The sequence below is a fragment of the Streptococcus sp. 477 genome, from assembly GCF_013277295.1.
Classification (GTDB): domain Bacteria; phylum Bacillota; class Bacilli; order Lactobacillales; family Streptococcaceae; genus Streptococcus; species Streptococcus pseudopneumoniae.
Window position 1 is genome coordinate 38934 of the sequence record NZ_VMMQ01000030.1, and the last position, 6814, is coordinate 45747.

General features: G+C 29.8%; 15 protein-coding genes. All 15 read right to left on the reverse strand.

Features of this window, described 5'->3' with window-relative positions:
- Window positions 1-28 precede the first annotated feature (28 nt).
- Complete coding sequence (locus HT691_RS04735; RefSeq protein ID WP_000671988.1) at window positions 29-520, reverse strand: hypothetical protein; 492 nt, start codon at window positions 518-520, stop codon at window positions 29-31.
- On the reverse strand, window positions 501-1097 hold the full coding sequence (locus HT691_RS04740) for an ATP-binding cassette domain-containing protein (protein ID WP_000687786.1): 597 nt from the start codon (window positions 1095-1097) through the stop codon (window positions 501-503). Before HT691_RS04740 ends, HT691_RS04735 begins: the two co-directional genes overlap by 20 nt.
- Window positions 1094-1576: a stage II sporulation protein M gene (locus HT691_RS04745; RefSeq protein WP_001232096.1), complete on the reverse strand. Its 483-nt coding sequence runs from the start codon at window positions 1574-1576 to the stop codon at window positions 1094-1096. The genes HT691_RS04740 and HT691_RS04745 overlap by 4 nt, the downstream gene beginning before the upstream one ends.
- Window positions 1573-2709 (reverse strand): hypothetical protein, encoded by a 1137-nt coding sequence (locus HT691_RS04750; protein WP_000698831.1) that lies wholly within the window; start codon window positions 2707-2709, stop codon window positions 1573-1575. The genes HT691_RS04745 and HT691_RS04750 overlap by 4 nt, the downstream gene beginning before the upstream one ends.
- Before the next feature lie 6 nt (window positions 2710-2715).
- Window positions 2716-3012 (reverse strand): uberolysin/carnocyclin family circular bacteriocin, encoded by a 297-nt coding sequence (locus tag HT691_RS04755; RefSeq protein WP_000837726.1) that lies wholly within the window; start codon window positions 3010-3012, stop codon window positions 2716-2718.
- A gap of 542 nt (window positions 3013-3554) precedes the next feature.
- Window positions 3555-4448 carry an XRE family transcriptional regulator gene (locus HT691_RS04760; protein WP_000343887.1) on the reverse strand — a complete coding sequence of 298 codons (894 nt, stop codon included), beginning with the start codon at window positions 4446-4448 and terminating at the stop codon, window positions 3555-3557.
- Between the two features lie 20 nt (window positions 4449-4468).
- Window positions 4469-4663 carry a hypothetical protein gene (locus HT691_RS11280; protein WP_000757185.1) on the reverse strand — a complete coding sequence of 65 codons (195 nt, stop codon included), beginning with the start codon at window positions 4661-4663 and terminating at the stop codon, window positions 4469-4471.
- Between the two features lie 401 nt (window positions 4664-5064).
- Window positions 5065-5271 (reverse strand): hypothetical protein, encoded by a 207-nt coding sequence (locus HT691_RS04765; RefSeq protein ID WP_023932907.1) that lies wholly within the window; start codon window positions 5269-5271, stop codon window positions 5065-5067.
- Window positions 5272-5348: 77 nt separating this feature from the next.
- Window positions 5349-5528, reverse strand: a complete 180-nt coding sequence (locus HT691_RS04770; protein WP_000846995.1) for a hypothetical protein — start codon at window positions 5526-5528, stop codon at window positions 5349-5351.
- An 80-nt stretch (window positions 5529-5608) separates the two neighbouring features.
- Complete coding sequence (locus HT691_RS11285; RefSeq protein WP_138705309.1) at window positions 5609-5824, reverse strand: bacteriocin immunity protein; 216 nt, start codon at window positions 5822-5824, stop codon at window positions 5609-5611.
- Between the two features lie 3 nt (window positions 5825-5827).
- Window positions 5828-5995 carry a class IIb bacteriocin, lactobin A/cerein 7B family gene (locus tag HT691_RS04775; RefSeq protein ID WP_007284951.1) on the reverse strand — a complete coding sequence of 56 codons (168 nt, stop codon included), beginning with the start codon at window positions 5993-5995 and terminating at the stop codon, window positions 5828-5830.
- An 8-nt stretch (window positions 5996-6003) separates the two neighbouring features.
- Complete coding sequence (locus HT691_RS04780; protein ID WP_000478865.1) at window positions 6004-6204, reverse strand: hypothetical protein; 201 nt, start codon at window positions 6202-6204, stop codon at window positions 6004-6006.
- A gap of 27 nt (window positions 6205-6231) precedes the next feature.
- Window positions 6232-6426 (reverse strand): class IIb bacteriocin, lactobin A/cerein 7B family, encoded by a 195-nt coding sequence (locus HT691_RS04785; RefSeq protein ID WP_000180814.1) that lies wholly within the window; start codon window positions 6424-6426, stop codon window positions 6232-6234.
- Window positions 6427-6460: 34 nt separating this feature from the next.
- Window positions 6461-6616, reverse strand: a complete 156-nt coding sequence (locus HT691_RS04790; protein ID WP_001004586.1) for a hypothetical protein — start codon at window positions 6614-6616, stop codon at window positions 6461-6463.
- An 11-nt stretch (window positions 6617-6627) separates the two neighbouring features.
- Entirely contained in the window at window positions 6628-6756 is a 129-nt protein-coding gene (locus HT691_RS04795) for a smi_0059.1 family bacteriocin-like peptide (protein WP_000658224.1), read from the reverse strand.
- Window positions 6757-6814: the final 58 nt, after the last annotated feature.

The following is a 6814-nucleotide window of genomic DNA, read 5'->3' on the forward strand; positions in this document are numbered from 1 at the left end:
TAAGTAAAGAAAAGAAATTTTAGTATTTCTAAAAACTATTTATAATAGACACTATAGCATTAAATAAAAATGGTACAGAAAATACTACTGTCAATCTTAAATTTTTAAATCTCGCATAATTTGTTATCCCAATTAGTAATACTGTCAATATGCTGAAATAAGCAAACTTTATATCCGATGGATTAAATAAGTAACAAAGTAAAATGCTAAAACTTAAGGTTATATTTTTAGATAAAAGAATATCTCCAAAGTTCCTCTTATCCTTATCAAAAAATAATGTAATCAGAAAGAGAGAAAATCCATATTCAATAAGAGTTGCTATAAATGTGAAAACAACAGAAATCACTGTCAATATTGTTTCTATTTTAATTGTAAAAAGATTAGATAGTTCAGATAATTTATCAATTTGTTCATCTAAAATTCCCGACTTCATCAGTAAATCAATAAACAAATATAAAAGAAAAAGATAAATAATCAGATTCATTAATTTGTATAAACTATTATTTGTTTGAAATTTCATAAACCCGTCCTTCCTCTATTAAAATCCTTTGAGATTTGCTAATCAATTCTTGATTCAATAAATTATGAGATACATATATAATAGTAGAGCTTTCTTTCATGGAAATTAAACGTTTAGCAATCATATCAATACTTCTTGCATCCACTGTTGATAAGGTCTCATCAATAAAAATATAATCCCAATTTTTAGCAAAAATTAAGGATAAGCCTAATTTGAATTTTGTTCCAGTAGATGCTGTCATATAGTTATCTCCGATTTTATTATCAAAAAAAGTATTAATTTGTTCTTTATCCTCAAATGATAGATGGATTTGAAAAGAATCACACAACAACTGCAAATTTTCTTCTATAGTAAATGGAATAACCCCAAGCTGATTGGTATCAAGGTATAGTACATCTTTGGAGACACAATTCTTTAAACCACTATCAAAAGTCTCTAGCCCAGCTAAAAGTTGTAGAAGGGTGCTCTTTCCTGAACCATTCTCTCCTTCAACTCTGTAAATTCCCTTATCAATCTCTAGTGATATATTTTTCAGTATACATTTATCATAACTTTTAGATTCATTTTCAATTTTCATAATTTAATTCCCTCTATCAACGCTGCTAAAATTAATAAAATATAAGAAATGATATACCATTTTAAATTACTTTTTATATAAATAAGTATATTTTCAATTCCCCTATCCTTCAATAATCGGTATAAAAGATACTGACTCATACCTTGATACCAAATAAAATTCGGTATTTCAATAAGACCATGAGGTAATATTCCTTTTATTGTAGCTACTATTCCAATCATCTGACCAGATATACCCAATTGTATTCCTAAAGATAGCAAATCAAAAAGTTGCAATAAGGGCGAAATCGGAAAACAGAATAGATATAGCAAAAAATTTGTAGAATTTGCCTGTAAAACTGTCAATGTAAATTGTAATTCCAGTTTCGGAGGTATAGTAGCAAAAGTCTCACTTTTTAATATAAAGCTTAAAAGTAAACCTAGTGAAAAACAGACCGTACAAAATAACACATAGTAAATCAGAAAACCACTTTTTCTCATCTAATGCCCCCTACTAAAGTTACAAATAATATCAGAAAACAATATAAAACCAGAAAACTCCATCTCAATAAACTAACTGTACCTTTAATTAAAAATAGAGCTTTCTTATAATAGACATAGGCTATAAAATAATTGAATGGAATCAATAACAAATTCAACAAAATACTTTTTATATCATTACTATAACTTGTCACCGGAATCAAACATAACAACAATGAAAATTGTAAGAAAGAGATTAAATGCGTCAACATCATTAGTTGTGCATTCTTAAAAAAGAAATTCATTTTAGAATGATTAAGAGCAGATAATTGAAGTAAAGCTAGATCTACCCCAATTGAGGATTTATGATTCCCTATTATTGCCTCCATTAATGTGATATATATTGAGGTATAAAGAAACAATATTGGTATTTTTGTACCATCAATTGATAACATCGTCATCATATACCAAAATAGATAGGAAAGAAGAATACTAATCAAAATAAAAGAAAAAGTTAACCCTTTATTTAACCAACAAAAACGAAGCAATATAAATAGACTGCTACGAAATCTTTTTTGGCTCATTCGACTGCTTTTAAAATAGAAATTACTCGCGTGATTATCTAATATCCCCATAACTAAAATAAAATAATTGAGTAGTATGACATAAATTACAACTTGTCCTTGTTCTATAGACAATAGTCCTATAGATAAAAATAAGAACAATTTACTTATAATTGAAAACAAACTAGGTAGAATTAAAGAAATAATTTGAATAACTATCAAACAAAGAGTAATGTATAAATAAAAATATCCAATAATATCTAGAAAATACAAAATAAATAAATAAATGAATGATTGTAAAATTTGGAAAGAATAATATTTCTTGACAATGGCAAGAAGATAGAGAAAAATATAGTTTTTCCTTATATAGAAAGTATTTATTTTTTTACTTTGGATAGGCAGTTTCATATTATAACGATTCAAAGTAGCGTAATCTACTACCAAAAAAAGTAAAAATAATTTCCCTTGAAAAGGAAGATAGCTTTTAAAATAGATTGACAAACTTATGATAACAAAAAACAAAAGGGTTATCCCAATAAAATTAAGATAACCTAAAATACTTTCACATTCTTTTTTAGAAAGTATTTTCATCTAGTTCTACCATAGAGCTGCTTTAGCAGCACCCTTCTTTTTCAATATATAAAGAACTGTTGCTGCAATACCCGAACCAATAGAACCTACTCCTGTGATTGCACCTACAATTGAAATTACTGCTGTAACTGTACTATAAGCACTAATCAAATTGACTACAGTAGCAGCAGCTTTTGTCGAAATTCCTAATGTCCCAGCCAACATAGGAAAAGAAACAACACCTAAGCTTAACCAACTAATGACTGCTAACATTGCTGAAACAATGAGAAATTTATTATGAAATTCCATTCTTTTAGATTTCATTTTAGTGTACTCCTTTTGTATATTATGTATGTTTTATTGAGAGTTAATTCGCACATGTTGTATTCCTAACTCTCTTCAAATGTTCGTCTATATTTTATACTACTTTTATTAACATATCTATAATAAATAAATTACTACTACATTTTCCTAGATTATCAAATTACTTTTATATCACTAAGACTCAATAAAAGATAATGTCTATTTAACTTTTATACGATTACTACCTCCTTTTTAGTTTACACTTCCTACATCATAAATAAACATACTCAACCCTCACAATCTCCAAATCACTCTTTTATATCATTGAAAATTGAGTTTCATCCTCTATACTAATGTAGGAAACCTATTAAAACATTCCTTTAATCCAATATAAGAATACTTTATTCCATTAATCTCTACCTGATATTATAGATAGAACCAAACTCTTATACTTAAAGGGACAAATAACGTTCCAACCATAATAAACCTCCTTTCTTTTTGAGAGCGTTTTCTTTATAGGTTTAATATAACAAAAACATGAAAAAAACAACATGACTTAGAAGTCAGGTTGTTGGGAAATCTATTTGTTTTTCTTCTAAGATTCTCTGAACTAATATCTGATCATCTAGCAATTCTGCTAGAGAAATTGCCTTTTCATAGAAACTTTCTGCCTCTAAAATATTCTTGTCTACAAATAAAGCATATTTTGCCTTTAGCAAAAATAGATGAGGTCGGTAAAAAACATGTCTTGTTTTAGCAATAATTTTCTCAAATGTTTGAATATATATCAGACTATCTTCTGTCTGAATTTGGATAAATAGGCTCAGAAGAACTTTTTCCATCTGAGCTAGGCTAGCCTTATCTTCATATTCTGAACATAGCAATACTTTTTGAGCTAACTCCTCAAAATGTTCTTTATCTTCTAATCCCATAGCACAACAAAAGAAATACAATTCAATAATCAACAAATCATTTACAGAAAAATATTTCTTTTTTAATAACTGCTGGAAATATTCTTCCACTAACCCTAAACCGTAGGTCACATCTGAACTACCATAAATATCAAAACGAGCTTGTGTCACATCCACAATTAACTGCTCTTCCTCAGGCAAATTCTCATAATAGTTTTCATATATTTCCTCAAGTATAGCTTCTTTTCGTTCGATTCTTCCCTTATCAGCGTAGGTTTGAGAATGAATCAGCTCATCTTTGAGTTTTAGGAATCCTTTTGGAATCTCTATAACCTTAACATCCACAATATTCTGTAATGATACTCCAAGTTTATCCGCAATCAATAATAATTTAGGAAGTGTTGCTAAAGCTTGCCCATTTTCAATACGTGCTAGCTGACGAATCGTCAACTCTGATTCATCACCACAAATATCTATCTGAGTTTTTCCACAAGATCGCCTAATAGTTTTGATTTTATAACCAATTTCACGTTTCAACTCATCCATAGTAATACTCCTTAAGTTGATTACAAAGATTTCTTTTTCTTCCTAATTCTTTTGTCAATCATGTACAAAACGATAATCGAAAACAGCGGTGGTACAATATAACTCTTTTCACTCATTGTCAGCTGAAATCCCAGAGTTGCTAGTATCTTAAAGATGAAAATATTCATCAAAAATAGAAAAACAAATACTAAAAAATATCTTAAAACCTTCTTCATTTCTTTTCTTCAACTCTCCTAATTTCTATACCTATTTTATCAAATTTTATCAAAAAATACATGTAAAACTCCAAATAAACAGCTCAAATACACTTTTTTGGCAAAAAATAGGCAGAACAAACGTCCTACCTACTAAAAATATGCTATTGAAAGGAAAATGATTTTTTTCTGACACCCTAGGCAAGCTTGGGACAAATAAATCATTGATAGTAACCTTTACGACATCCTATTTAAAGTTACTTCAATTTTTAATGTCCCTGCTATTTCTAAGCCACCTCTGGTATAATCTATTCCTAGTCAGAATAGATAACACCGTTCTAAATTACGATTCATAGTTACTCCTTTTTTTGATTCGTTACTATAAGACACCTATTCCCTATAGAACGTCTACTACCTCAAATTTATCCATTCTTTTTTTCTTTACTTCTGTATAAAAGAATGAAGACCATCATAAATAATGCAATCGTTGGTATATTGAAACTATCAAACCAAGTAAGTAAAGATACTTTATTCATGTCAGCTACTAATCTGATGATGATATAAGACATTGAACTAAGTAATACCATAATTTCAGGCCAAACTTTCAGTATTGATTTAACAAATTTCATATTAAACTCCAATGTGATGCATTCCTAGATTCTAGCCTAGCCATTTTAGCGCAGACTAACAAGTCATTCTTAACTGTTTACTCTACTCGCTTTTTATTGACCTTATATCCTAGATAAAAGAGCCCAAATAAAACAGGGTAAATTTCTGGATAAAATAGGGTATTGATTGGATTTCTCAAAATCAAATACGTTGCGATGTAGATTATGAGCGATACGGTAAAATAACCCTCAGTAAAGCCTAATAAAAATGTTTTCATAGAAAGCTCCTATTTACCTGACAAGAATGGCGGGAAAACGCTACCATTCATATACACAAAATCCTTTTGATTCATGTTCTTCATTTATAGTTTTGATTATTTTTTGACAAATCTTTGCGAAAAATACCAAAATATGCTGAGAAAAGCAAACCAACCAAAGTCCATTGCCAATTAAAGGATACTAACGAACCTGTACGAATCACATGAAGCGCGACATTAAGAATTATTCCCAACAAAGGAAATATAGTGGCTAGTTTAGGTAACAATGTATTGAGATTAAGGTTGCGATTATTCATTATCTAACGCCCACGACGAGCCAAATCTGAACCAAATTTGTAACCAGCATTAAAAATTTGTACAGCAGCATTCAGTACTCCTGCAATCCCAACTGCTTCCGTAAGACCAAAACCACCTTTTGTTCCCACTAATTCATCGTCAGATAATTGATAAAATTGTTCTAAGTTCATATTCGTCATTACTCCTTTGTATTATATTTTATTGCTATGTAAATGATTAAAATGAGTATTGGATAAGTAAATACTTCTGAAATATCCATAAAATTTATACTATACTGTCCAGATAATATTTTATAATCAATTAAAATTTGAACGATAGTAAAAATAATACGTAGCGATAACAATACCCCTAATAATATCACTTCTTTTTTTAAAAACATAGAAATGCCTCTCTGACTACAATCAGATTATGGTCTATTCGCATAATACCCCAAAGCTGCTCCTCCAGCAAAAAGCGCTGCTGCTCCACCTGCTACTGCTGCACCTATCTTCCAGATAGACACTCCGGCGATTACAAGAGGCAATGCTCCCCCATCCACAGCCATCAACTCTTCTTCTGTAAGAGCTACAAAGTTCTGTTCCATTTTGTCAAAATTTGTCATCTTTTTTCTCCTCTTGTTCTATTTTTTCTAAATCTTATCTTCTAAAAAATGGGGTTCCAATAAATATACCGCGTAACAATAGACCTGTAATTAGACCCCGTTGATAACTTTCCTTGCTACCACCCACCAGCAAGGCTAAGTCGCTTTCCTTTAATACCTCAACAGTATACTTATCATTCATTTCATTCATCGCTTATCCTCCTAAAAACCAAAACCTCTACGAAATCCAATGTACCAATCTGCAAGGGTCTTCACCCAACTTTCTCCACCTTGAATATCGGTCAATTCTTCCGAAGTTAGCTCAACAAATCCGTAATAATGTTCTTTCATTATTTTATTCCTTTCTTTTTCTTCTCACTTATCTATTCGAAAAAATTTCAAAAATGTA

Coding starts and splice junctions, on each gene's coding strand:
- HT691_RS04765 (WP_023932907.1), bottom strand. CDS start 5,271: ATGAAATTTGTTAAATCAATACTGAAAGTTTGGCCTGAAATTATGGTA.
- HT691_RS04755 (WP_000837726.1), bottom strand. CDS start 3,012: ATGAAATCTAAAAGAATGGAATTTCATAATAAATTTCTCATTGTTTCA.
- HT691_RS04780 (WP_000478865.1), bottom strand. CDS start 6,204: ATGTTTTTAAAAAAAGAAGTGATATTATTAGGGGTATTGTTATCGCTA.
- HT691_RS04750 (WP_000698831.1), bottom strand. CDS start 2,709: ATGAAAATACTTTCTAAAAAAGAATGTGAAAGTATTTTAGGTTATCTT.
- HT691_RS04745 (WP_001232096.1), bottom strand. CDS start 1,576: ATGAGAAAAAGTGGTTTTCTGATTTACTATGTGTTATTTTGTACGGTC.
- HT691_RS04775 (WP_007284951.1), bottom strand. CDS start 5,995: ATGAACTTAGAACAATTTTATCAATTATCTGACGATGAATTAGTGGGA.
- HT691_RS04760 (WP_000343887.1), bottom strand. CDS start 4,448: ATGGATGAGTTGAAACGTGAAATTGGTTATAAAATCAAAACTATTAGG.
- HT691_RS04735 (WP_000671988.1), bottom strand. CDS start 520: ATGAAATTTCAAACAAATAATAGTTTATACAAATTAATGAATCTGATT.
- HT691_RS04795 (WP_000658224.1), bottom strand. CDS start 6,756: ATGAAAGAACATTATTACGGATTTGTTGAGCTAACTTCGGAAGAATTG.
- HT691_RS11280 (WP_000757185.1), bottom strand. CDS start 4,663: ATGAAGAAGGTTTTAAGATATTTTTTAGTATTTGTTTTTCTATTTTTG.
- HT691_RS04740 (WP_000687786.1), bottom strand. CDS start 1,097: ATGAAAATTGAAAATGAATCTAAAAGTTATGATAAATGTATACTGAAA.
- HT691_RS04770 (WP_000846995.1), bottom strand. CDS start 5,528: ATGAAAACATTTTTATTAGGCTTTACTGAGGGTTATTTTACCGTATCG.
- HT691_RS04785 (WP_000180814.1), bottom strand. CDS start 6,426: ATGACAAATTTTGACAAAATGGAACAGAACTTTGTAGCTCTTACAGAA.
- HT691_RS11285 (WP_138705309.1), bottom strand. CDS start 5,824: ATGAATAATCGCAACCTTAATCTCAATACATTGTTACCTAAACTAGCC.
- HT691_RS04790 (WP_001004586.1), bottom strand. CDS start 6,616: ATGAATGAAATGAATGATAAGTATACTGTTGAGGTATTAAAGGAAAGC.